Origin of the sequence: Mucilaginibacter sp. SG564, assembly GCF_013149275.1 — a bacterium.
Classification (GTDB): Bacteria; Bacteroidota; Bacteroidia; order Sphingobacteriales; family Sphingobacteriaceae; genus Mucilaginibacter.
In genome coordinates, this window is sequence record NZ_JABGNA010000005.1 from 142161 (window position 1) to 166746 (window position 24586).

Consider the following 24586-nt stretch of genomic DNA (forward strand, 5'->3'; position numbering starts at 1 on the left):
TTATACCTAGGCTATTCCGTTCTGCTTAAAGACGCACTGCCTGGCCCGGCTTTTTGCAAAAGGTCCAGAATGCCTTCGTTTTCGATAATCATCATACCTTGCCGGTCGTTTGTAATGCCATCATTTAACCGGTAAGTGTACCGCGGAATATTGTTTTCTACCACTGTAGGTAAGTATTTAAACTGAACATTATCGCAGGTGGTTTTCAGTTTATCACCTACTTCTATGATATGGGTTGAAATAACAAAAAAGCAGTTGGTATATTGTGCATAAGCCTCAGACACTGCCAGGGTTGCATCATAGGCATCTTTAACATTGGTGCCCTTAAACAGCTCATCAAAAATGACCAGCAAATTCCTGCCTGCAGCCACTTCCCGGGCAACGGTTTTAACGCGCATAACCTCCGCATAAAAATGGCTGTATCCCAGCTTCAAATCGTCAGGTGTGTTGATCGAGGAGAAAAGCCCTTCCTTGACGGAAAAATCCATAACCTGTGCAGCAACAGGAAAGCCCATGTGGGCCAGGTATACAGCAATACCTAATGATTTCATCAGCGTTGATTTCCCGGCCATGTTTGCCCCGGTCAGAAATATAACGTTCCTGGCTTTTTCCAGCAATACCTCGTTCCCTACTGCTTTTTTAAGGGAGGGATGCTTTAGGCCGCTTACACGTAGTAAGTCGTCTTTTGCTGGAACGGCTTTTGCAAAACTGAAGTTATTGGCATTGGCTACGCTTGCTACTGCCAAACAAACGTCCAGTTCATAAATGATGCTGATAACTTCAGTGATCTGCACTTTCATGCCGGATCTGAGCAAATGATCATATTTACCAAAGTTTAGCGGCGAAATATCGCTACCGGTCATTTCCCGTTCCAGCTCTGCCCAGGTTGCGTGCTTAAAAGTACGGTTTACCTTTTCTATCTGCGGCGCAAAAGGACAGTCTTGCAGGTCGAACCCGGCAAAAAAGCTCCGGCAGGCAATAAGCATTGAGGCGGCAGTTTCAAACCCGGCTTTGAGTAACTGGTATTGTTCGTCTTTAATTACCTTGGCTTGTATGAATTTAAACAAATGACCTGCACCGGCGATGACGGCATTCGCCGATACCTGCACATCCAGATAGTTAATTGCTTCATCAAATGCCTTACTGTCAAATGGAAATGCTAATTGTTTTTTTAAAAAATAAGCAAATAGCGCGCTTCGTTCATTAATCTGAAGGTGATCGGTAAGCGGCTCTTTAAACATTTGTTCCAGCAGTTGTTCGCCTCCTTTAGTATGAACTTTATTAAAGACATTGAATATCGAATCTTGCTTAAATTTTCCTGTAAGGTTTAAATCACTGATGGTTTGTTTATCTGCGTGAAAGCTCATATAGATCGTTTCCTTCCTTCATTTAAAAGTTCAATGATTTTTTCATTGCCAATGATGATCATTCCATGCCGATCATCTGTAATGCCCGTCTCCAGTTTATAGGTATAAACCGGGGTGTTGTTATTCATCCTGGTTGGCAGGTAATCAAAGGCTACTGTTGGAGATTCTTTTCGGAGCACATCACCCGCCTCCGTGATATGCGTGGAAATAATAAATGCAGACGCAGGGATTTTGGCGAAAGCCCTGGTAACGGCGATGGTCCCTTCATAGGCGTCCTTTACGTTGGTGCCCCGAAACAGCTCATCAAAAATTACCAGCAGCTTTTTAGATGCGCTTAATTCTTTGGCCACCTTCTTCAACCTCAGTACTTCTGCGTAGAAATGGCTCATGCCCATGCCCAGGTTATCCGGAAGATTGATTGTGGTAAAAATCCCGTCAAGTACAGAGAAAACGACTTCTCTGGCCGGCACGGGAAAACCCATGTGAGCCAGGTAAAGCGTGATACTCAGCGATTTCATTAAGGTTGATTTACCTGCCATGTTTGCCCCTGTAAGAAAAACAACGTTACGGTCGGGCGTTATTTTCAAATCATTATCAACTGCATTTTTAAGCAAGGGGTGGTAAAATCCGCTTACCGAAATCTGACAGGTTGCACTTGTAATTGCCGTTGCATAGGAGAAGCCTTTTTCACTCGCTACTTTCCCCACAGAAACATAAACATCCAGCAGGTAAATGAAGCTTATCAGCTCGCTTACTTCCTTGAAATAGGTAAAACGCAGTAATCGGTCGCTCTCTGCCATCTGCTCATTGCTGAGCTTGCTTTTGGCCGGATGGCCAAAGATGGCGCCGAATGCAGGCAACGCTAATTGCCTCAGCATTTCAGCACGTTCATTCGCGAAAGCCAAACATCCGATCACATTTTTTTCACTAAGAAAATCCCGAAGGGAATGAAGCAAGGTAATAACAGCGGTAATCCCTCTTGAAATTGTCTTTACCGTGGTATCAGCAACGACCAGGCTGGTAACCCTTTCTTTAAGGCTCTGCGGATCTGCAACAAACCGTGTTCGCTCATCGCGCTCGTTCAGATACTGCTCAGCATTGTCCATCAGATCTGCATCTATGTGGAGTTCTACCTGGTGCGCGGAGAAATAAGCAATAATATTGCTCCTGGTGTTTATCTGGCCGGCTTCATTCAGGGGCGCCTGGAACATATTTTCTATTAAACGGGCACCACCTCTGGTCCGGGTCTGGGAAAACAATCGCAGTATTGATTTATTCGTATCTCTGCTCAATAATTCCAGATCTGCTATTGTTTGGGCATCTACAGTGAACATGCTATTATTTTCGTTTACGGCGGATTAACAAAATAGAACTGAAAAGCAGGGCAATGGCAGGCAACACCCAGATATACCAGATCTTTAACACTTTTACCCGGTCTGTACTAACTTTGATATGATCGTCCTGACCGACAGGGCGGGATGCGTCGATAGGGAACCGTCCGTTGTCTAACCAACTAAATAGTGCTGAGCTGACAAAAGGATTGATAGTGCGGGGGTCATATCGCTGTGTCTCGGCATTGCTTAAGAAATCAGCATCGGCCGCAACAATGATGCGCTGTTTTTTTCCTCCAATCAGTTTTTCCAGCGATACGGCCGTAAAGTATTGTTCGGGCTTACTGATCGTGAGATCATTTTCTTTAGCTTTTGCCTGTGCCGATCCCGGGATAACGGTATTCGGGCTTTCTTCACTTTCCTGACCATCTCCGGGCTGCACATTACCGGCAAGCGATAAGTCGGGATTTATAGCAGAGGTATTGGTAACCAATGATGGCTTTGTTACAAATAATGGTGCTACCTTAAATCCACTCGTTTCATGATATTTGAGAAATGAGGTACCCTTGAAGGATATCGGCAAAGTGTCTACACCCGGACTGGAAAGTCTTTTTGATAAACCTATTCCATTTTTAGTGAGGTAAGTAAATACAAGCGACGGTGGATCGTCCTCGCTTTTTTGTTCCAGCATTCCGTCGGCCAATTCAACCCCCAGCGGCTGCAATAAAGGATTTATCCATTGCTGCCTGCCGGGTTCACCTGCAAAAAGCATATTACCTCCTTTGGCCATATAAGCGGCAATTTTCTCCTGGGCAACTTTGGTTAGCTGCTTCCTTGGATCAGCCAGCACCAGGATTGACAGGTTTGAGGGAATTTGTTGGGTATTAAGGTCAATGGTGTCAACATCAAATCCCTGATTTACCAGTGCAGAGCGGACCACCTTGTATGTGAACGTGTTCCTGTAATCACGGTCACCTCTTCTTTTAGAATTTCGTTCACCATCACCGGTAATGAATCCTATTTTTGGCATATCGGCCTGGAGCAATCTTTTAAATGCGGCGGATGCTTCATACTCACTTGGCCAGATCAACTGATCATCAAAGACGCGCAAAAACGTAGACCTGTTTTTATATTTAACCTGCATCACGAAGCGGTTCAACTCCGGCTTGAGATCAATAATTTTTTGAATTTGCTCAGGTGTTTTGAAAATTAACGTATCAATATCGTCTGCCTTGGCTCTTTTGGCAACAATCTGCGACATTGTTTTGCCAGGATATGATTTAAATATGCTGTATTGCAGCGCCAGCGGCCTGTCGTAATAGTTAACAAAATTAAATTTAATATCGGGCTTGAACCTTATGTATGGCTCCCAAAGGCTGTATATAAGTTTTCGCTGCTCGGGCAGGCCATACCAGCCGTACCCATCCAGGTAATTACTATATACAGTAATTTCAAGCGGTTCTGATCCAAATTGGTTAAGAATTTTTTGGGTGACAGGTGTCAGCGTATTGCTCTTGTTTGCGCTGGTGTCCCAATAAGCTATCAGCGCCGGCGATGATGTAACATATCCGATAAACAATGCCAAACCCACAATAAGGGCGTACCTGCCCGCTTTAACAAACCATGCCCTTACCTCGCGGCCAAACTGCAGCTTAGAGATACTCAGCCCCAGAAAAATAAAGATGATCAAAACAAAATAAATAACATCTTTTGTACTGATAAGCCCGTGTAACATGTTTTCTGCGCGCCCGGAGATGGATAAGAAGTACGTGAGATCTCTTACAAAATCTATCCCCTGCCAGAGTGTTCCGATACGGCTGAGAATGCCGATCATGACAAATGTGCTTACCGCGGAAACAATCTGGTAGCTGATGAGGCTGGACATAAAAAGCCCTATAGCCGAATAGGTGGCCAGCAGCAGGTAAAATCCAAATGCGGCCGACAGGAGAATACCTACATCTACTGATTTGATATCCAGGACTCCGGCAAATAAGAAAACGCCTATGATCAAAACGAGCATCAGGTTATAACATAACATGGCCAGGTATTTACCGAAAACAATTTCCCGGATCTTAACCGGAGAAGAGTACAATAAACTTATCGTTCCGATATTGATTTCCCGGCTGATGAGTCCCATGGTTAGCAGCGGTATATATAAATAAAGGTTTTGAATAATGGCAGGAAACAGTCCGTTTCTGCTTGTAAATATGGCGTTTGTCAGCTCACGAACTTCGTCGAGCGATCTGCCGCCTTCTTCCTGGAGTGATGCGTATTGACCCAGCAGCTTGGTATATTCTACACCGCACTGAACAAAAAAGGCAATAGCAAGGAACCAGGCAATTGGCGAGTAAAACAAGTTTCGCAGCTCATTCTTGGCAACTTTTATGGTAATGTTCATTTAAGTATTCTTTAAGATTTTGTTCTGGTTGATAGTTGCTTGAAAATTTCGTCGAGCGCTGTTTTCTCAAGAGTGATCTCGATCAGCCTCCAGCCATTTTGAACACTGGCCTCAATCAAACGTTGGGTAATTTCTTCATCCCCGGTAAATGAAATACGGATGTTTCGCTCATTTAAAAATGCCACGTTGTTTACTCCGGGAAACTGCATCAGCGTAGATGCTGAAGGCGGGTTTTCCATTACCATAAGCACACTCTGCGCTTCCACATAGTTATTAAAGGCATCCATCGTGTCAGAAAAAACGATCTTTCCGGCATCAATCATCTTAATATCTTTACAGAGTAACTGCACCTCAGAAAGCACGTGGGAGGAAAAAATTACGGCCCGCTCGCTGGCTATATCCCTGATCAATGCTCTAACTTCTGTAATCTGATTAGGGTCAAGGCCATTGGTTGGCTCATCCAAAATAACGAGCCTGGGTTTATGAATAATGGCCTGCGCAATACCCACGCGCTGACGATAGCCGCCCGATAAATTCTTAATGAGCCGGTTGCTGAAATGTGCTATACCACAGCGTTCCTTTGCCTCTTCCAGCGCTTGTGTGATGCCGCTTTTCTCCATACGGCGAAGCTCCGCCGCGTAAATAAGATATTCATCTACGGTGAGGTCCATATATAGCGGTGGCGTTTGGGGTAAAAACCCGATCTGCGTCTTTGCCAGTTCCGGATTATCGCGCGTGTTAATACCGTTTATCCAAACCTGTCCCTCCGTTTGATTCAGTACGCCACACACAATATTCATTGTGGTAGATTTCCCCGCGCCGTTGGACCCAAGCAAACCAACAATACCGTGTTTTTCAATTTCCATATTGATATCCCGGATAGCCCAGCTGGCGCTATATTTATGTGACAGATGCTCTATTCTTAGTATTGGCTCTTCCATTTTATTTTGATGTGTTTTTAAACATTGTAAGACTTCCTCCCGGCCACATTCTGTAGCCCGGCAGCCAGCCATTTGACGCTCTTTCGCGATACAGCCAACATAAATTTCAGGTGATTTGAGTTCGTTGCCCGCCGTTAATAACCGGGGTTTTGTTTAAGTGCGTTATTTAGCAGAAGCTCCGCCTGCGGTATCGGATAAAGCGAAGCGTTCGTTGTAAAGCCAGTCTTTTCACTGTTCAGCACAGCCGACGCAGTACCAGTTCGCTTAAGGTCATAGAAACGGTTGCCCCACTCGCAAAAAAGTTCTATACGGCGCTCCTGCATGACTGCAGCCAATACAGCAGCTTGTGCCAGCCCCGTAGTTTTGATATCAGGCAGGCCTGCCCGCTTGCGAATAATGTTGATATCTGCGAGCGCCTGCACCAGGTTATTAAGATGAGCAGCTGCTTCGGCCCTGATCAGGTATACCTCACCAAGCCTTATGATCATTTGATCTTCAACAGGAGAAGTGGTTACCACCCTGTTTTTATACTTCGTAGGATAATAGAGCGTATCACTGTTTTGGACTTTGTAACCAACCCAGTTGCTAAACCGCAGATCGTTTGCTTCGAAAGCGCGTGTCAGGAATTTAGTCATCAGGTAATTGGGTATAACATCAGCGTTATAGGGAATAAAATTCATAGCATCAGCTACGCCGTTATAGCCGTCCTGGTTGGCGGGTAATTGCCATATTGCCTCGTTACTGCCGCTCAGAAAAACATCACTCACCGCTACGTCCGACACACTGTACAGACCCGAATTGATAACCGAATCTGCTTCGTTGTAAGCGTTTTGCCAGTGCTCTTTATACAGATTTACTTTGGCGAGCAAAGCCTGCGCTGCGTAAATATTTGGACGGGCTCTTCCGGCTGAAGGATACGTTGCCGTCAGCTTTTTTGTAGCGTCATTTAGATCGGTCAAAATTTGGGCATAAGTAGCGTCAACAGTGGCACGAGGCAGACGGGCATTAATGTGGTAGTCTGTACCGGTAACAACCGGCACTCCTCCAAAAATATTAACCATATGGAAGTAGCAAAGCGCCCGCATAACCTCCATCTCTCCGGTAATTTGTTTTTGAAAGGATGGAGAAAGTGCAGCGTTGGCTTTAACGCCATTTAAAACGGCATTTATCTGATAAATGTTAACATAAGGGAATTGCCACAGGTTTGAAACGACGTTATTCAACGGGGTTAGCTTATAATTGTAAAACTGCTGGGCGTCGTCGCTCAGCACAGATGATAACTCGTCGGAAGACAAGGCTGTTGAATAAGTCAGGGCACCGTCGGCAAAGGCAAATGCCCTGCCGGCGCTGTAAGTGTAAACACCGGCCACAGCAGTCATCGTGGTTGCACTATCAGTAAATTCTTGTAGCTGCGTGATCGCAGTTGGAGGGTTGCCGGGAATCTCGATCAGCTTTTTGCAAGAGGTCACAACAGTGACCATTGCCAGCATCCCGAGCATCAATCTATTTATGGGTGAAAGTTTATTTTTCATGAGAGGCCTTCTTAAAATTTGAGATTCATGCCAAAAGCTAATACGCGCTGTACCGGAAATGTGGTGAACTGCCCCGGCGTTTCGGGGTCGCCAACCTTGTAATTTGTGAACGTTAAGAGGTTTTGCGCATTTGCATAAATACTGAAACCTTTAACATGTAATTTTTTCAGGATTTTGTCCGATAACTGGTAGGAAAGCGATACCGTTTTTACACGCAAGTAGGTGTCATTGCTATAAATGCCGCTGGATTGTTCAAATGCCATTGCGAGATTAGCAGCGTTGGAGTTGTAACTACTGGCCAATCGCTGCAACGGTGCGTTATCGCCCGGAGCTTTCCAATACTGCCCCAGTATCGCTACCGGCACATTTAACATAAAGCCTGGCTGGTTACTATAAACTTCAGCCAGATAATTACGGGCATTTTGACTGGCAAACTGGCAAAATACATACAGGTTAAATTGTTTATAGGTAAAGCTATTGCCAAAGCCGCCCTGGTAATTAACCTGCATATTACTGATAGGAACCTGGTCGCCACCAATTATGGAGGGCCCGTAGCTGGGGTTTGAAGTAACTGACCCATCCTTCGCATAAAACTCAAACAAGCCCGTAGTTGGATTTACGCCTTTATATCTATAGCCATAAACAAGTGACGTAGGCTGTCCAATTTGATAGTATGCGGCATAAGAGGAACTTTCTAGCCCCGGGAACGACAGTAATTTGTTGCGGTTGAAGGAAAGATTAAAAGTAGTTGACCAGGTGAAATTTTTAGCCTTAATATTGGTTGATGTCAACGAAAATTCAAACCCTTGATTCTGCACACTTGCATCCCGGTTATCCAGAACTGAGGTAAAGCCAGTCTGAATAGGCAGCTGATAATCCAAAAGTTCATTATTTACCCTGTCACGATAGTAGGTTGCGTTGAACAGCAATTTGCTGTCAAAGAAACCCAGGTCGAGCGAAACATTTAGTGATTTTTTTAAGGCCCAGCTATATACTGGATTGTAAAGGTTCGTCGGTAGGCTTGGCCTTGTACCTTGAAAATCAGGAATATAAGCGTTCACGCCTTGATATAGTGACTGATACTGGTAAGCCTTGACACCATCAGAGCCAGTGGTTCCGTAACTACCTGAAAGCTTGCCATAGCTCAATGTTGATTTTATAGCCTTGAAAAATTGCTCTTCGGTAAATATCCAACCGGCTCCAACTGAGCCGAAATTACCGAATTGCAAACCAGGCCCGAAATTGCTGGAACCATCCCGCCGCCCCGACAAGTTAATAATATATCTGCTATCATAGATATAGTTAATGCGTCCAAATCCTGCGCTGTATTTGTAAATATTATAACCATCAAATGAACCAATGGTGGGAGCATTGTTGATAGAGCCTAACAGGTTATCATTAGCATATCCCTGCCCGGTAGTGTTTGTTGAATTATTTATATTTTTTTTGTAGGTCGTCCCGATCAATGCGCTAAACTCGCCCTTGCCAAATTTCCGGTTATAATTAATTTGCGGCTCTATATTAATGGTTTGGAATGTATTCGTTGAGAAATTAGCCTGCCTGTTGATCGTTAATGCAGGGTTTTGTGCAATTCCGGGATCAATTGAATTTTCGTCGGTATTGTTACGGTTATAACCAAGGCTAACTCCGAGTTTCAGACCGTCAAACAGTTTGTAGTTGATATTCAGTGCCGTATTGAAATTGTAATTCTGAAGTTTGGTCGTTTGTTTAAGTGAGCTGTAAAACTGCTGGCTCGTTAAGTCTACACCTTTATAGTTCCATATAAAATTACCCGATGGGCTCAACAGGTCTGGCAGGTTGGGCGCCAATATTTCGTCCTGGGCACCACCATATCCCGCAGTATTATTTTTTTCGTACCCGAAATCGGTAATCAGATCCAGGCTCAGCTTATAGTTTTGTGAGTTATGGTGTAAATTACTATGAAGGGTAAACCGTTGGTCGGCAAAGTCACCCGGGTAATTGTAGCTTGAGCGGTTATATCCGGTTGATACCAGAAAGGTATTGTAAGACGTACCACCCGAAAGGCTGCCATGAACATCCGTATTGCCTGTATTTTGCCCGTAAATGATTTTTTGCCAATTTGTGTACTTACGCTGGTCAAAAATAGTCAGGTCAGGCGCATAGGAGGTGTAATCTGAAGGATCGGCTGAGGGCGTTAGGCCATCTGCGGCATATGCATCTTTACGAAATTGAAGATATTGTGCCGTGTTTAACAAGCGTACCGGTCTGCCTACCGAGTTGAAACCCGTGTTTACATTTAAGTCGAAAGTAGTGTTACCGGGTTTGCCTTTCTTTGTGGTGATCAGTATAACGCCGTTTGATCCCTGCGTTCCGTAAATGGAGGTTGCATCTGCATCTTTAAGAATGGAGATACTTTCAATATCCGCAGGGTTGATATTACTAAACGGACTCACCCCTACCAACGATGGATTTATACCTGGGGCATTTGGGTTGGATTGTGCAGTTACCAGCGAAGCAAACTGGTTGACATTATTGTTTTGCGCCGCAAAAGGAACTCCGTCTATAATAAACAAAGGCTGATCATACGGCTTAACGGTATTGTAACTGGCCTGAACGAGATTCAGGCTGTTTTGACCGCGAACCTGGACCAAAACCTGTGAGCCAGGAATACCACTGGTAGCTGTAACGTTAAGGCCGGGTGCCTGGCCCTGCAGCGCAAGTAACGGATTGTTTACCGGCTGTTTTGAGATTTCGGCGGCAGTAACGGTAGCAATAGCGCCAACACTAAAGCGTTTAGAATCGGTGCCATAAGCTATTACCCGCACCTGGTCAAGTGATGAGGTGCCCTGATGAAGTATTATCTCCACGCTTTTACCAGGTTCATCAAGGGTTATTTGAGATTCATATTTCTGGTAACCGACATAAGAAACCATCAGCCTATACTTGCCGGGCTCAACGTTAGTCAAATTGAAGCGGCCTTTATTATCCGTCTGTACACTCAAACCAAATTTAGCGGCCTCCGGTGTGAGTGCCACGCTGGCGCCTATCAAAGGGTTACCAATAGTATCTGTAACACGTCCTGAAAAAGTAACCTCCGCAGCGAAGCGCTTTTTCAGCGCAATTTGTGAAGAATTAACAAGCAAATCTTCTTTGACCGATACTACTACCGACTTATCTTCGATGGAGTAGGTCAGCGGCTGATCTTGAAAAATGTGGTTCAAAACTGCCGTCAGTTCCTCATTTTTAACTGAAATGGAAACCGGCTTCGCATTCTTAAGGCTACTGCCTGTAAATAAAAAGTTGAAGCCTGTTTGGTTACTGATTTCATCAAACACGGTGGCAAGCGGTACGTTCTTTTCAGTTAATGTAATTTTTTGCGCCATCGATGCGGCGCTTACATGCAGGAAAGCTGTGATCAATATCAGAACGGTTAGCTTCATGATCAGCAATATTTTATGGGCAATATGACGCAAGCGCGCATATCCCAACATTTTAGGGTAAAAGTTGTACATTTGTTACTGATTGGGTTAACGCGCCTTGCTGTACATTTTAGACGATGGGAAAGCCCGGCGCAGTTCAAAATAGTTTAAATACATTTTGGAATAACCTGTAAGCATCCCGGCTCCAACCGGGATGTTTTTGGATTCCGGCTTGGTCAGGATTTACTCAATACGGTCACCCTCCTTCCTTCAATTTTGAATGATACCTTGTTTGATCGTTGCAATACCCGCAACACTTCATTAATACTCATGTTCCTGGATAACCTGCCGTAGAACACCTCTTCTGTGATACTCCCCTCATACTTTACTTCGATGCCATACCACCTGGACAGCTCCCTCATAATGACATCAATGCGCGCCGAGTTAAATCTGAATACACCATGCTTCCAGGCAGTTACCTCGTTGAGGTTTGCAGTTTCGGTAGAAAAGTCATTTCCGGAAACAATGGCCTGCTCGCCTGGCGATAAAAGTTTCTCTCTGCCATTTACACTCACCTTTACAGCGCCGGTTATTAAGGTAGTGCGGCTATCAGGTTCATCCGGATAAGAGGCAATGTTAAAAACGGTTCCTAGATCTGTTACTACCTGTCGTGGCGTCCTGATCTTCAATGGTGCTGATTTACGGTGAACGACTTCCGCATAAATCTCGCCCGTGATCAGTTCAACCTCTTCTGACCGGTCATTCGAAAATTCCTCCGGATATCGCAAAGTTGTTGCCGCATTTAAAGTGATCCTGCTGCCATCAGTAAGCTTAACCGTGTACGGCCTACCACCGGCAGGAATTTGAATGGTATCGTAAACAGCGTGACTGTTTTGATTTGATCGCTCATAGATGATTTCCTCCCCGGCAGCTTTGGTGATGCTGGTAGCCGAAATCTTTCCATTGGCTGTCTTATCCAGAAGTATATCCCTGCCGCCGCTTTTTAGCACTGCCGCTGCGGAGTATGGGTTAATCAAACCGGGCGAAACGCCTGGTTTATGCTGATAGCTGACCAGATAATAAGCTCCGGCACCCAGTGCCATCACTATTGACGCCGCGGCTGCTAAACGCGGCCACAAGCTGACCGGTCTTTTAACAGGATGATCGTGAATAGGCAAAGCATCATATACCTGCTTTTTGGAAATTGCAATACTTTCTTCAGAGATATTGGTTTCTGCATCCGGGCTGTTGAGATACCAATGTTCAACAAGTGCCTTTTCCTCTTCGGAAGCGGTACCCGCAACATATCGTTCAATAATTTCTCTAGCGTTCTTGTCTTGCATATTCAAAGTTTTTCTCCTCAGATAATATACAAGACGGCGTAGCAGGGCCTAACAGGTAGATGAGATTAAAAAAAAGTGAAATTAATTTTAAGCTAACATGAAAAACTGGAAAATTTACCCGATGATCATCATGATGAACACAAAAATACCCAGTTTAACACGAAGGATTTTCAGGGCATTAGTCACCTGTTTTGCAACAGTTTGCTCAGATATCTGCAACTGTTCGGCAATTTCCCGGTGTGAAAGGTTAGCTTTTCTGCTCAACTCAAATATCTCGCGCATTTTAGTGGGCAGCGCCTGGATCTCCTTTTCAATGAGCGCTGTGAGTTGTTTTTCCCGAACCAAATGCTCGGCACTGTCGTGAGTGGTTGACAGATAATCCTGGAACGAGGCGATATACTTGCTTGCGACCTGTTGCCGGGAATATATATCCAGTACACGGTTTCGTACCGAGGTAAATAAATAGGCAGCGAGGCTGGCATGTTCAAGTTCAAAATGTTTATGCCAAAGCGTTGTAAAAAGTTCCTGCACCAAGTCCTTAGCATCATCCACGTTGCCCAGCTTCCTGACGGCATGAATATAAAGCGGATCGAAGTACCGTTCATAAATTTCCGTGTACGCCTCCTTATCTCCAGTTCGGAGAAGGTCGCTCAATTGTTGATCAGAAAGCGAAGGGTACACGTGCATATTAATCAAGAGTAAAACGAATCTACTTTTTTTTTCGTAAACACGAAAATTTGACCTAAATAAGTTCTCTTGCATATTAAACATATCTGCGGCACAAATCCACCAGATTAGTTTTTTTGAATTACATGGCTTGGGCGCTTTTAAATCAAATAATAAGAAAGGGCGTTTTAAAAACGCTAAAATTAATTTCGTTTCTTAAACGCGCGTGGCAAAATACCACATTGACGTTTGAAAAACCGGGTGAAATGCTGAGGATACGCAAACCCAAGTTCGCTCGCAATTTGACTGATCGTTTTTTGTCGATCATTCATTTTCTCCTTTGCCGCTATGAATAGTTTTTCTTTTATATGATCGACAGCCGTTCTGCCAGTTTCTTTTTTGACCAAATCGCCGAAATAATTAGCTGACAAATGCAATCGTTCCGCAAAATAAGTAACGGATGGTATCCCATCCTTTATCCCACTTTTGGCAAAAGTAAATCCGTGAGTAACTGATCAAAGCGAGCGATTACACTATTATTAGTCTTGACACGAGTGGAAAACTGACGGTCATAAAAACGAAGGCAGTAGTCTAAAAAAAGAGACAGGTTGGCTATGATCAATTTTTGACTGTATCTGTCTTTTGCCTGGATAGATTCTTTATTGATATTTCGAAAGCACTCGTGTGCCAATTGCTTTTCCTCTGGTGATAAGTGTAAAGCTTCGTAGACATCATATTCAAAGAAAGAGTAAATCTTAAGTGTATATTTCAAAGGGCTGCCAATCAGCAGATCGGGGTGAAAAAGAAGAGCCAAACCTTTTGGATTATATTCCTTTTCGCCAGACATATTAATTATCTGACCAGGAGCAGTAAATACCAAGGTTCCGGCCTGATAGTCATACTTGTTCCTTCCATATTGGAAATGGCAATGTTTATCTTCTTTAAGGGAAACAAAGTAAAATCCAAAACTTACTGCCGATTTGCTTTGGAAATTCCTTTTGAACTCCGAGCGATCAATGACAGCTACCAATGGATGAGCAACTTGCAATCCTAAAAGGTTACAATATTCGCTAATATTTGCAAAATGCGAAATATGATTTCGAGGATCATCTGGCATAAACAGTGTTAAGTAGTTATGAAATCATATTATTTGAATTTACTAGGATTGAGACTTGAAGCGTTTAAGTTTGTAGTATAATAACTTAAAGATAGCATCGATGTTTGAGCGCGGCAATCAGCGAGGGATAAATCTCATATAGATAGAACGTGGGAGACTTTGGTTAGGCCGGAGGAAAGATAACATAAATAAGCCGCATCGGGTATACGGCTTATTTATTTAAATCTTCAGATCCTTAAGATTTGGCTAAAACCTAATTCAAATGGAAGAGCTGTTGTACAACCGGATCATTCAGGATAGAGCGTGATCTCATTTCATTGTTTTTTCTATCCTCATACGGCTGTTCAGTGAACAGATATAGGTATTCATTTTCAATCAACGAATCAATTTTCCGGTTCTTCTCTTCCACGAGTGAAGCAATGGATTCAGTGTGTTGACGATAAAATTGGATAGATTCTGGCGAAACGGTTCCATCTTTTATAAAGCCCTTTGTTTTTTTATGGCACCTGCAAGGGGCTGATGGATTGATTAGCCCGCACTTGTCCTGGACAAAAGTCGCCACGTCAGCTTTCGCACGTTGCAATTGCTTTCTAAAATTTTCCGGGGTAATTTCCAGGATATCCGCTGCTAAAGTTGATTTTAGATTAAAGATCGCTCCTAAAATATATACCATCCTTTGCTCCCGGTCGAGACATAATAACATGCCGCTTAAACATCTGTTCCGTGTCCAGTCGATCTCTTTTTCCCGTAAGAGTTGCTCTTCCTGGGACATTTCTTCATCGTTATGTAATTCGTCGATATAAGCGGTATGCTCCTCAAATGAAACTATCGAAACTTCCCGGTTTTTCCTCTTGCTGTTCAAAAAACGATTGTAAACCAATTTGTAAAGCCAGGTACGGAAATCACTTTTACCCTGGAATTGCTTCAGTTTGGTAACCATTGTTATCAACACTTCCTGCGTTAAATCAGCTGCATCGTCTTCGTCTGCAACAAATTTTAAAGCAAGATTAAAAATGAAACGCTGATGCCTGTTGATCAGTTCGTTCAAGGCTTTGGAAGAACCCTCAAACGTTTCATTTATTAATGCAAGATCCTCAGATTCTTTGTAAGATGGGCTAAAAGGCAACATATGATTATAGATTGTAGTTTAGTCAAATAAAGATTAAAATTCTGCGTATGCGATTGAGTATTAAGTTTCAACGAGGTTTGATTTTTCAGCCTCTTTTAGAGTTGCATTTTTGAAAAGCTTACGATAATCCGAAGGCGTTATGGAAAGATGTCTTATAAAAACGCGTCGCATCGATACCAGCCCGCCTAAACCGCATTGTACAGATATTCTTTCCAGTGAAAAATCAGATTCCTCCAGAAGTTTCCTCGCGAAGTCCACCCGAAGTTTTTCAACGAATTTCACTGGTGACATACCGGTCTCTTTAATCACCAAACGGCTTAGCGTCCTTCCACTCATGTGGAGCTTGTCGGCAAGTATATTCAGGTCCAGTAATTCTGATAAATTTTCCTTAACGAGTTGATGCAGCCGGGTAGCAATATTATTTTTCTCAAATACTGGAACCAAATTGCCGAACTGAGATTGAAATCCCGGGCGATTGAGATAAAATACCATTTCTCTGGCGACCTTGACTGCAATGTCCCTTCCAAAGTCCTCTTCCACAAGCGCTAAAGCCAGGTCAATGCCCGAGGAGACGCCACCTGAAGTATAAACATATCCGTCTTTAATATAAAACTGATTAATGTCGACCAAAACCTTTGGGTATTTTCTTTTTAGTGTTTGCGCGTAATCCCAGTGAGTTGTGGCTTTTCTACCATCCAGTAAACCAACTTTCGCGAGCGCGAAAGCACCACTGCATACTGACCCGACCCTTCGGGTATTTTGCTCATTAACTCCGGATAACCATTCATGAAAAGGCTCTAGTTTAGGCTGTTCATGTTCACTCAAATCGTTCCCGGCGATGAGCAGGGTATCAATTGGAAATTCTACCTCCATCACAGACGTACAACAGCGTATGTGAATCCCGCTAGAGACGACATTCACATCTGAAGTAGGAGATGCTAATATGATATCGTAACCATCATCCCGCCCCAGGTCTTGGAGGCACTTATTCGAAAAATTGAAAACATCAGAAGGACCGGCAATATCCAGCAGAAAAGGACGTGCCATTGCCACAATGACCACCTTTTTTTTACCAGGCAATGAACCCTTGTTTTTGACTGACATTTTCATAGTGTAAATTTAACTTATAAAAGGATTTAAAAATTGACAGTTATTAAACAATTATGGACAAAATAGATTACTCACAGAATATATTAATCTGAAATTTATCACTCTAAAATACTGATAATGAAACCCATTCACGAAAATTGTTACAACTCACAAGCTAAGTACGATCCGCCCAGGACCGATTGCTGTGGCAAACCAACGCCCAAAACACAAAAGACCCAACCGCTGCTAACAATTTAACAACTTTTAGGGTCCTGTTTGTTATCTGCGCGCTCAGCCTGCCGACATCCATCTTTAAATTGTCAATCCAACCTAAACACCTCGCCAGTACCTCTACAATTTCGATCCCAATTGAATCGACATCGGCCTGGTGCGAAAGCAATCCTAACGACGTGCCTTTGGCAACAAATTTTACGAAAATTGGGGGCTTCCGTACAGCGCTATACTACAATTGCTATACGAAAAACTCGTTGTAAAGCATCTTTATGTGATCATTTATTGGATAACCTTCATCATCCAGGTCATCGCGATCATCTTCCGGCGTTCGACTCAACAACTTATCCGCGGCGCGGGTTGTCAAATAGCGGGAATCAGTGAGGTGCATACCCAAACTTTCCGCGTTGGCCTCCAGGGAATCACTCAGATTAAACTCATTTTCAATATCATAAAGGTTAGCCTCGTCAAATGTTGAAAGACTGTCGCTCCCATTTTTAGCAAAGGAGTCATAAGGATCAAAGTGCTGGTAATCTGCCTCCTCACTGACAATGTCTAATGTAAAACTGTTTTCGGATTCGTCGAAGAGCAAATTCTTTTGCCCAATCAAATTTTTCAGACCAGTCGTAAATGTTTCCGCTGGTGTTACGATTTCCTGTTTAAAGCTTACCTTTTTCATATCGTATTCCATTTTTGTTAAGTTTTTGATTTCTTTTTGTTGTAAGTTAGACACCTGTTTCAGAAATCGTGACAAAACCGTGGGAACGTGTAATTACTACGTTTAAATGTAATACATTGCGAAAAGAAGGTGTTTAAAATCGTTGTGGTAATCGCTCATTCGCTCTTATTCGCGAAAGGGTTTCACGGGCAAGTCCCAGATAAGATGCGATCATGTAAAGCGGGATATAATAATATACGTTGGGATATTGTTCCTTGAAATATCTGTATCTTTCAATGCCGGGCCTGTTTGCCATAGCGTAAATTCTTTCCACCAGCCTGGCTTTGTTTTCTGCCGTAATTTTTTGATGAAAAAGTTCAAATGCCGGAATTTCCTTAACCAACCTTTTGTAATCTTGTCCCTCAATTTGAAAAACCAGGGAGTCTTCTAAAGCATCAATGCAATCGGGTGCCGGGGGAAAAGGATAAACGCTACCATCTTCGGTTGCCCACTGATTTGCCGTAGCAAAATCCAATACATGCTCATTACCATCTTTATCAATCCTATAAGTCCTTAAGCAGCCTCTGCAGACAAAAGTGTAGCATTGGCATATTCCATACTGAAATTCCAATTGCTGTTTTCTAATCAAAAATAAGGGGATCAAAACGGATCTTATGGTTTCCATTTCACCAATTGTGAAATTGGCGTAGTTCGCAATATATGTTTCAAAAACATGATACATAAAATGAACAGAATCATGATAGTCGGTTACCGAATCCTGTTCTTCGAAGTTTATATCGTCAACATTGCGCATCATTGCTCATTTCAAATTTATCGTTATCAATTTTGCTCGTTAATGAAAGACATTTGACCAGGCTCAAAAAGTCCATTCTTCTACTAATTGTCCATGTCAAAATTCAATTAAAAATATTCTTATGATTACAGATTTTAATACTGCTAAAAGCAAATCCGTTGATACGAACCATGCTTCTCGAATTTCAATCAAGAATTGCGCGAAAGAAATCTGATTTATATCGTGTGATTTGATTTAAGTCGGCCAATGGCTATAGAATGTTAAACTATTTATTATTACCTTTTAAAACGTTCGTAACTTTCAGTATTGATTCCCATCAAATTTATGACCACCCGAGGAAACGAAATCGCCAATTATTAAACAATTTTGGACAAAAGAATAATTGAAAAATCTATGAGGCGTAACTAATAAAACTTTAAATAAGAAAAAAGTTGACTGGCTCGGGTATGCCCCGGGATGGGCGCTCGCAAGCTAAAGCGCATGACTTGCGTCTATTTTAAGGCTTTAGCCGGCCAATGAAATCTGAGGTCAGCCTTTTAAAACAGCCGTCAGCAAATTTACCTATGGCAATGGGGCTGCTTTCCGTTAACAATTGCTGCTTTGCTTCTCTTTCATTTCGAACTTTGGACCACTAGGAAAAAACGAGGCGTACACATACGAAGGTTCGTATTAGAAGCGTCCGTTCAGTCGAAACAATGACCGAGTTTGTGCTGCTTTTTTGCATAGGCAGGGAAATAATTCGCAATGATTTCGACAAAGACCCAAACAACGCAAATCGGGTTTCAAAGCATGAACAAAAGATGCTTATCCAGGTAATTATTATTGGATGCGGCATCGTCAGTAATACAAATTAACCTGCCATAGCCAGCAGCGAAGCCATTTCCAACTCATAACGATTATCTATCGTCTGTTGAGAGAACGGTTTGCCTGCTAGCCAAACTTTTTGGGATTTGCTGACCCCGCGAATGTTAATTGTTTTAGGTAAGTAAATGTGAAATAAATCTAAATATTGAAAAGCTTCTTCAGATATGATAAGATCGTTGTTTTGGGTCTTAGTTTCAGTTTGCAGCCTAGCTGCGATATTCACAGGCAATCCCATTACAGTCATAGGCGAATAGTTTTCGAATTCGAATTGCCCGATATACACATGTCCGGCGTGCAGCCCTATACCCATCTCTAACGGATAACCGTACACATCTCTGAAATAGTTTTCGTTCAAGATATCCAATGCGTCAAACATCATCTTTGCAGATTGATAAGCGTGGTTTGCTGCTTGTTTTAGATTCTCCTGAAGGCCGAAAACTGCGTAAAGGTTGTCACCGGTTCTTTCGATAATCCGACCATGGAAATTGGTAATGATTTTGTTGAATATAGTAAACAAACGGCCAACTATCTTCAGAATATCTTTTACCGGACGACGTTCTAAAAGATCCGTAAAGTGGCGTATATCGAGGAAAAGAATGGCCAAGTCTTTTTCGGATTCAATGATTTCATTATGCTGCTTAGTCCATAATTCGTGTGTGCAATCTAATTGGCTTTTCTCAATGCAAATAGCATTGTCGTTTTCTTCTCCGTATAAGAGCGACTGCAAATATTGCCTGGAGATGGAAGGATTGCTTAGGTCTTTCATGTTGTAGTTATTAATCGATAATCGTTTCGTAATATTTGATGATTTAAATAAGTATTGTCGTTAATGCATGACGTTTCCAATGTCTTTCATTATATATCGATTTCCTTCAGCGGGTCCCAAAAAACTTTTTTGAAATCAACAATTTTATCATTGCGAACCTTAATACCCTCAAGTAAGAGTTCCCTTTCCCGGTGTCCGTTATCATTGACGATGTAGCCAGAACTGTTAACTACTCTATGAACAGGCACAGGCAATGTCTCACTGTCTGACAAAAACATAGCTCGCCCAACCATTCTTGCACCGGATTTAAGTCCGACTGCCTTCGCCAATGCACCATAACTGGTAACCCTTCCCGGTGGGATAAGACGAACTACATCAAAAATGGCCTTATAAATTTCTTTGTTATCGTATACCATACAATAATATAATATGTTAAGGTTAAAGTTCGATCATTCAAATAAGGGGAATCTGAATGTGATTCTTTTTTCGTTACCGCTACTAACTTGTATCCAGCTTTGATTCTTAGACACCTGTTTTATTTATTGTGACAAAAGGCAGATCCCCAAATAAGTGATTACAGACGCTTATTTAGGAAACGGTATAGAAAAATAAAATGTCGAACCTCGACCGATCTTGCTTCTAACTCCAAAAGATCCGTTGTGGGCTTCAATGATTTCTCTAACTACGAATAAACCGATTCCATATCCTTTAGTAGCCAGCACGTTTTTACATCTATAATATTTTTGAAAAATACTTTTTTGTTCTTCCACACCTATCCCAATCCCAAAGTCCTGAACGCTTATTACCAGCTGATCCTTTTTCTCCTGAGAACGGATAATGATCCTGGATGCCTCTTTTGAATATTTTAAGGCATTTCCAACGTAATTATTAAGGACCTGAATAATCTTTTCCCGGTCGGCAAAAGCGGCATGTCTTTTACTAATGCGCAGGCTAATTCTTTTTCGGCTTTCACTTGGAAAATAATCAACGATAGTTTCCTTCACAAGATCTTTTACAAAAAACCTGGTCCTCCTTAGTTCTAAAGCATTTCCCTCCGCAGTGGAAGCCAACATAAAATCATCGACCAGGGTATTTATCCTACTAATCTGCCGGTCAGCAGTTTCGAGCAATGGAATTATCTCAGAATTGATATTCTGCGCGATTTTAATACTCTGTTGCGTATATAAACGGATTGTGGTTAGCGGGCTACGGAGTTCATGGCCTAGTTTAGCGATTAAAGTTGAGACATTGCTATCGCTAATTTTGCGTTCTGAAATATCAAATATCAAACCTTGAAATTGACAGGACTTTGGATTGTAAATTCCTCTCATTAAAATCCATTTATCGACGGTAAGATGCACCTCCAATTGGAGCAAACTGCAATTATGATAGCAGGCATGAAAAGCATAAAAAGCTTTACGCAATGAAGACGAATAAATAAGTCTCAGCATATTTCTTAGCGGAATAATGCCGCTTATCGATCCGTCGGTAATTTCCTCCACTTTCTCGCATCCTGTGAAAACCTTATTTATGACGTTGTAAGTCCACATGCCAATGTCCGAACAACTTAAAGTCTTTTTTAACGCATCAAGATCCCAGATTTCATCTGTTTTGACTGAATTATTTTCTATTATAGCGACTGAGTGCATTTGTTTTATTACACGAGTAATCCATTTTGTAACAGGCATGGCCTCCTGCGTAGAAATATGCAGGCACAGCGTAGCACTTAAAAATTCGTTCGCGCCCACGACAACCTGTGCAAAAAGTCCGGCGAGAATTGAAAACGAACAGTGCCGCCGCCCAATCATCACGGCGACACTGCTCGTACGTCAATTATGTTTTTTCATTCTCTTATATTTTACTATCACTATTCTTCAACAGGAGGAATTTGAGCGTCAAATGCGGAGGCTTGTACTAAAAATACCAGGCACCCTCCTTTAGACACACAGGCCGTAGTGTGCGCTTGTTTCCCCCTTTGATACCAGTAACCTCCTGGTCCCATCTTCAAAGGCTTAACACCAACTTGATAGTTTTCCATTACACCTTTTATGACAACGCCATAATAATCGTGTTTATGTGTATGCAGTGGGCTTACAAATCCGTAATCAAACCGCGTCATTGACCCATGTGCACCAGTTTTGGGATCCTCCCAGGCATTCACGGTCCATAACCTGGTATTTTTATTTACACCCAACCATGGAGTCTTGGCCGGGACGTAATAAGATGCAGGATGAGTTACAGATTGTCCTCCATTCAAAGGTGGATAGGCAGGAATTGTCTGTGCCTTTGCGGCCGTTGCCATAATCACGCAGGCAACAAAGGTTGTTATCGAAAACATTTTCATTTTCATAGTTTCTTTTTTCAATTAATGATGAAATGGATTAATTAGGTGAGCGAAAATCTTGAGTTCAATTGGCGCTTAAAGTCAATTTAGCATGACTAGATATCCTTATTTTTCCAGTGGCGGAATATTGACATCCATTTGAGTCGACTGCGCAACGAAAATCAAACATCCTTCTTTGCTTACGCACTCGGTCATGTGCGCTTTTCGGGCCTTTTGATAAAAGTAAGACCCCGGCAGTAATTTCACTGGTTTTACCCCAGTCTCGTAATTTTCCATTTCTCCCTTAATTACGACGGCATAATAGTCGTGGCTATGCGAATGTAATTTACTTTTAAATCCGGGGCTAAATTTTGAAAATGTGATATGCTGTCCAGTATTCGGATCGTTATATACGTCAACAGATTCGATTTTGGCCTTTCCATCTACGCCTCTGATTTTCGTATCAGTGAATTTAAACTGATTGGGCGGAATGGAAACCGATTTTCCGCCATTTAGTGGCGGGTATGACGTCACATTCTGAGCGTTCGCTTTGAGCCCAACGGCGGTAAAAGCCGCAAACGCTAGGAGCGACAGCATTTTTTTTGAGATAATTTTCCTTTTCATTTTTTAATTCATTTTTGATGTTGTAAGCAAAGAATGAGCATCGCTTCATATGTTTTAAAAATTAATAATCAGCCATGGCCCTCTCCAAACTATTTGCAATAAATGCTGATCAATCATTTATTTACTTTTGATTCAAATCATAAACGCACATGCATCCTGAATATAAAACCGCTCAGGCGCCGCGGACGCCTGGAACAAACTTAGGTGGAAATCTAAAATCATTTGCGTGACGAATATCACCAAATGCAAAATCGAATTGCAAAAACAGGCGTGATAACATCAATTAGGAGAAGATGACAATCTCGGTGGGCTACTTGGTTGCACCATTCCTTAACGCATGTCTAAGTTGTCAATAGCGGTCATTTTAATTCTAATCAGATTTATTTCCCGAATGCGAAGTTTATCATGCCTCAAAACAAGGAACATGTTTGGAATATCAGCAGATCTGATAAAAAGGAAATACTTTAACAAGGCTTTGTTTAAGTTGAGATTAATGGTGTTAAATCATATTTGATAAATTTTACTAAGCAAATTCAACACGAAAGTTGGAATTAAAGTCAAATGGGAAACACCTTCTGTTATCCCAGTACGAAATATTATACAGGTTAAAAAACAAAGACGATATCTCGTAGAATAATTGTTAAAGAGCCAGAAAAGATTATCTTTCTATAGTCATGGTCGACAAAATGATGAGCAGATATGCACGCTGTAAAAACAGACGTCGAGGCTATTACGAATAGATTTCATAAAATTGAAGATAGAATCGTAATGGCTGAAATAAAACTGGAAAGTCTTAGTTTCAAAGTGACGTTGCTATACTTACAGCTGCCTAAGCCCTTTTTTTATTAAATGGGGTCCTATTGACAATATCAAATTTTTCATCCCTGCTGCTCAACCTGGCGGGGATCTTTTCAATATCCACCATGTGAATTTCTTTAAAGGAGCCACTAAGAGCCTTTATAGTTTACTCTAACTTTTCTATCATTTCAAAATAATTGCCTGACGGGCGATCCCATTCGCCGTGCCACCATCAACCTAACACTAAGTCCTAAATTGAGCACAAGCTAAATGGGTACCTCGTCAGTTAAAATATTGGTCTTTTATAATTTCCGGTCTTTTACACAGTTGATTTACACCGTCGGACGAACTGTGTGGTTCCAGAAATGGCTGATTACGATACATAGCGACGATATCGTCTCCTGCGAGATTTTGATTGTTTTTCTTTACAGCGATTAACTGGCTGATCTTTTTTCTTTTTGAATTCAGGTTATCATTGAAAAATTCGACGGTCTCGTCCTGGTCGAAAAAATAATTCACTCGCTTATCGCATGTACAGGCATTTTCGCGGCCAAAGAGCGAACAATGCCCTTTCGTAAATTCCTCCAGATCTTGCTGTGCAAAAGCAAGCTCGGCAGTAACGTTTGACTCGGAGGTGTCCAGGATCATCGAAACAATCGGAACCGGAACGCCAAACACACCGGCCAACAAAAAGGCAAAACGTCTTTCTATAGGTAGACAGGCTGCCATGGTTGATAAACACCTGTTGGTCACCGCTTCAATTTCGCGGTGATAATATATTTGTTCCGCCTTGTTCAACCGTGGGTGGTACGATTGCCGCTCCAACGTCTCGCCCAGCGCTTCAAAATTTCCGGCAACTGTGCTTTGAGCCGCCGCTGCCTTTCTGATATCATTCACCAAGCGGCGATAAACCCAGACGGTAAAATCTTCGTTATCAATAGCAGTTCCCATATTTAACAGCAGCTTGACCATGAACTGCTGCGTGAGGCTGCACGCAATCGCGAAGTCATTTAACATCCGCAGCGACAAATTGTAAATAAATTGCTGATGAACTGATAAGAAAATCTGAAGCGCCTCTGGACTTCCCTTGCAGATAAGATCAGCCAACGCGGCGTCTTGTCTTTTATCATGATTGGCATCAAATGGTATCATAAGATTAATTTTTTGATTTTAGTATTTATCATTTTGGCATTT

Annotated in this window: 20 protein-coding genes; all 20 read right to left on the bottom strand. The window is 42.2% G+C overall.

The window, feature by feature from the left end:
• Window positions 1–11 precede the first annotated feature (11 nt).
• Complete coding sequence (locus FHW89_RS12975; RefSeq protein WP_172335469.1) at window positions 12–1367, bottom strand: DNA mismatch repair protein; 1356 nt, start codon at window positions 1365–1367, stop codon at window positions 12–14.
• Window positions 1364–2701: a DNA mismatch repair protein gene (locus FHW89_RS12980; RefSeq protein WP_172335470.1), complete on the bottom strand. Its 1338-nt coding sequence runs from the start codon at window positions 2699–2701 to the stop codon at window positions 1364–1366. The genes FHW89_RS12975 and FHW89_RS12980 overlap by 4 nt, the downstream gene beginning before the upstream one ends.
• Window positions 2702–2705: 4 nt before the next feature.
• A complete protein-coding gene (locus FHW89_RS12985) occupies window positions 2706–5096 on the bottom strand; it encodes a Gldg family protein (RefSeq protein WP_172335471.1) in 2391 nt (796 codons plus the stop codon).
• A gap of 11 nt (window positions 5097–5107) precedes the next feature.
• Window positions 5108–6037 carry an ABC transporter ATP-binding protein gene (locus FHW89_RS12990; RefSeq protein WP_172335472.1) on the bottom strand — a complete coding sequence of 310 codons (930 nt, stop codon included), beginning with the start codon at window positions 6035–6037 and terminating at the stop codon, window positions 5108–5110.
• 134 nt (window positions 6038–6171) lie between these two features.
• Window positions 6172–7569, bottom strand: a complete 1398-nt coding sequence (locus tag FHW89_RS12995; protein ID WP_172335473.1) for a RagB/SusD family nutrient uptake outer membrane protein — start codon at window positions 7567–7569, stop codon at window positions 6172–6174.
• 11 nt (window positions 7570–7580) lie between these two features.
• Window positions 7581–11063: a SusC/RagA family TonB-linked outer membrane protein gene (locus FHW89_RS13000; RefSeq protein WP_172335474.1), complete on the bottom strand. Its 3483-nt coding sequence runs from the start codon at window positions 11061–11063 to the stop codon at window positions 7581–7583.
• Between the two features lie 143 nt (window positions 11064–11206).
• Window positions 11207–12313, bottom strand: coding sequence for a FecR family protein (locus tag FHW89_RS13005; protein WP_172335475.1), 1107 nt, complete (start codon window positions 12311–12313; stop codon window positions 11207–11209).
• 114 nt (window positions 12314–12427) lie between these two features.
• Window positions 12428–13000, bottom strand: a complete 573-nt coding sequence (locus FHW89_RS13010) for an RNA polymerase sigma factor (RefSeq protein ID WP_172335476.1) — start codon at window positions 12998–13000, stop codon at window positions 12428–12430.
• Between the two features lie 182 nt (window positions 13001–13182).
• Window positions 13183–13416, bottom strand: a complete 234-nt coding sequence (locus FHW89_RS28645; RefSeq protein ID WP_256367788.1) for an AraC family transcriptional regulator — start codon at window positions 13414–13416, stop codon at window positions 13183–13185.
• Between the two features lie 38 nt (window positions 13417–13454).
• Window positions 13455–14096: a hypothetical protein gene (locus tag FHW89_RS13015; RefSeq protein WP_216650564.1), complete on the bottom strand. Its 642-nt coding sequence runs from the start codon at window positions 14094–14096 to the stop codon at window positions 13455–13457.
• A gap of 253 nt (window positions 14097–14349) precedes the next feature.
• Window positions 14350–15225, bottom strand: a complete 876-nt coding sequence (locus tag FHW89_RS13020; RefSeq protein ID WP_172335477.1) for an RNA polymerase sigma factor — start codon at window positions 15223–15225, stop codon at window positions 14350–14352.
• A gap of 60 nt (window positions 15226–15285) precedes the next feature.
• The gene (locus FHW89_RS13025; protein WP_216650565.1) at window positions 15286–16335 is read right to left on the bottom strand and encodes a GlxA family transcriptional regulator; all 1050 of its coding nucleotides are present in this window, start codon (window positions 16333–16335) and stop codon (window positions 15286–15288) included.
• A 451-nt stretch (window positions 16336–16786) separates the two neighbouring features.
• A complete protein-coding gene (locus tag FHW89_RS13030) occupies window positions 16787–17236 on the bottom strand; it encodes a hypothetical protein (RefSeq protein ID WP_172335478.1) in 450 nt (149 codons plus the stop codon).
• A 121-nt stretch (window positions 17237–17357) separates the two neighbouring features.
• The gene (locus FHW89_RS13035) at window positions 17358–18020 is read right to left on the bottom strand and encodes a Crp/Fnr family transcriptional regulator (RefSeq protein WP_172335479.1); all 663 of its coding nucleotides are present in this window, start codon (window positions 18018–18020) and stop codon (window positions 17358–17360) included.
• Between the two features lie 847 nt (window positions 18021–18867).
• Window positions 18868–19647 carry an adenylate/guanylate cyclase domain-containing protein gene (locus FHW89_RS13040; protein WP_172335480.1) on the bottom strand — a complete coding sequence of 260 codons (780 nt, stop codon included), beginning with the start codon at window positions 19645–19647 and terminating at the stop codon, window positions 18868–18870.
• Window positions 19648–19736: 89 nt separating this feature from the next.
• A complete protein-coding gene (locus FHW89_RS13045) occupies window positions 19737–20063 on the bottom strand; it encodes an MGMT family protein (protein ID WP_172335481.1) in 327 nt (108 codons plus the stop codon).
• Window positions 20064–20231: 168 nt separating this feature from the next.
• Window positions 20232–21335, bottom strand: a complete 1104-nt coding sequence (locus tag FHW89_RS13050) for a sensor histidine kinase KdpD (protein WP_172335482.1) — start codon at window positions 21333–21335, stop codon at window positions 20232–20234.
• A 179-nt stretch (window positions 21336–21514) separates the two neighbouring features.
• Window positions 21515–22012: a DUF4437 domain-containing protein gene (locus FHW89_RS13055; protein ID WP_172335483.1), complete on the bottom strand. Its 498-nt coding sequence runs from the start codon at window positions 22010–22012 to the stop codon at window positions 21515–21517.
• An 84-nt stretch (window positions 22013–22096) separates the two neighbouring features.
• On the bottom strand, window positions 22097–22594 hold the full coding sequence (locus FHW89_RS13060; protein WP_172335484.1) for a cupin domain-containing protein: 498 nt from the start codon (window positions 22592–22594) through the stop codon (window positions 22097–22099).
• A gap of 1080 nt (window positions 22595–23674) precedes the next feature.
• Window positions 23675–24544: an RNA polymerase sigma factor gene (locus FHW89_RS13065; protein ID WP_172335485.1), complete on the bottom strand. Its 870-nt coding sequence runs from the start codon at window positions 24542–24544 to the stop codon at window positions 23675–23677.
• Between the last annotated feature and the right edge of the window lie 42 nt (window positions 24545–24586).